Raw genomic sequence first — 1,751 nt, forward strand, 5'->3', positions numbered from 1 at the left:
CGTGTTCATCCTTGCCGGCGCCGAGGACCTGGTGCCCGAGCTCACCGCTGCTGGCGTGCCGCTGCGCAGGCGGCGCACCGTGGACGGGCAGAGCTATGAGGTGACCCGATACCGGCCGCGGATCGAGGGACTACACGCCCGCATCGAACGCTGGAGCGACACCGCCAGTGGTGAGACGCACTGGCGGTCCATCGATCGCGGCAACGTCACCACCGTCTACGGCCGCGACGCCGAGTCCAGAATCGCCGATCCCGATGACCCGGACCGCAGGATCTTCAGCTGGCTGATTTGTGAGTCCTTCGATGACCGGGGCAGCGCGATGGTCTACCGATACGCCGCCGAGGGCGACGACGGAGCCGACCTCGACGCCGCGCACGAGCGTAACCGGCCGCCACAGGCGCGCACCGCCAACCGGTACATCAAGTCCATCCGTTACGGCAACCCCGTCAGCCGCCTGACCCCGTCCGGCCCCGTCGGCGGCGACGGCGACCTCGCCGACGATTGGCTGTTCGAGCTGGTCTTCGACTACGGCGAACACGACGAGCACACGCCGACCGCCGACGAGCGGGGCAAGCCGCGGCGCTGCCGCCACGACCCGTTCTCCAGCCACCGCGCCGGGTTCGAGGTACGTACCTACCGGCTGTGTCAGCGGATCCTCATGTTCCACCACTTCCCGCACGAGGCAGACGTCGGCCGCGATTGCCTGGTGCGCTCGATGCGCCTGGCCTACCGCGAGGTCCGCGGTGTGCCGGCCGACCGTGAACTCGGCCACCCGGCGGGAGCTCTGCTGGCCTCGGTCACCGTCAGCGGGCACCGCCGCTCCGGCACCGGCTACCTGACCCGGAGCGCGTGGACGCCGTCCTCCGCGAGCGGGCTAACTCGTTTAAACCATGGCCATGGGCCTGTGGTGAGGACGTCCGCGTCGGTGGGTTGCTCGAAGGTGGGGTTCGGCTGGAGTTAAGACGTACGGGCGAAGCCCGTTCCTTCCTTATGAGGTGCTTGCGGGAGCGGGCGGCACAGCCGCCCGCTCCCGCCTCCTAGGAAATCTACTAAGTAAAGGGCGTCGGGTTTCGACGAAATCCATTGGGGAGATCGCAGAGGCACGGGCTTCGCCCGTACGTCATCCAACATCCAGGGCTTGCCCGGGCAAGCCGCCGAACGACGGGTGTCCAGGATGTCTCCGTTGAAGACCCGACCGTTGTCCAGCGGGATATCCGGCTATCGTTTCCTGGACAGAAGCCGTGGATCCGGAGCGTGGCCCGCACCGTTCTGCTCCACGTCCGTGAAAGGGCGTTCATGACAGCCGACCAGCCGGACATCTGCGCGACGTGCCAAGGCGTGATCCTCGCCACGCGTCCCGCTGCCTACACTGCTGCCCGTGGACGGCTGATCGTCGCCAACGGGTACTGTCAAGGCCATGCGCCCGCCACAGCGCGCGATTCCGGGCATCCCGAGTCGGCCGAGAGTGCAACATCCTCACGCCGGGCGATGCCTGCGGTTTTCGCTTCAGTACCTGCACGATGATGTGCTCGCTTGGGTCGCGCTGTAGGGCGGCGTGGGCTCCGGGTGTCTGCCGTGCGTTTGTGTGCGGCTCTGGGCCTGGGTGCTATGGGCGACCGCGCTTCTCCCGTTATCTTTGGTGACTCTCGGTCGTGCGGCAAGTACTTCAAGTAGTGTGAGCGGCTACTTGACGCACAGTATCTGGGGGTCCGTACGACATGTTGGGCAGGTCGGGTACGGCGGAGCGGCAC

Annotated in this window: 1 protein-coding gene; it reads left to right on the forward strand. The window is 67.1% G+C overall.

The annotated features are described in order from the left end of the window. On the forward strand, positions 1-961 hold a 961-nt coding region (locus AB0J09_RS63995), incomplete at its 5' end, for a SpvB/TcaC N-terminal domain-containing protein (RefSeq protein WP_360714190.1). Positions 962-1,751: the final 790 nt, after the last annotated feature.

The sequence above is a fragment of the Nonomuraea sp. NPDC049784 genome (assembly GCF_040659615.1).
GTDB lineage: Bacteria > Actinomycetota > Actinomycetes > Streptosporangiales > Streptosporangiaceae > Nonomuraea.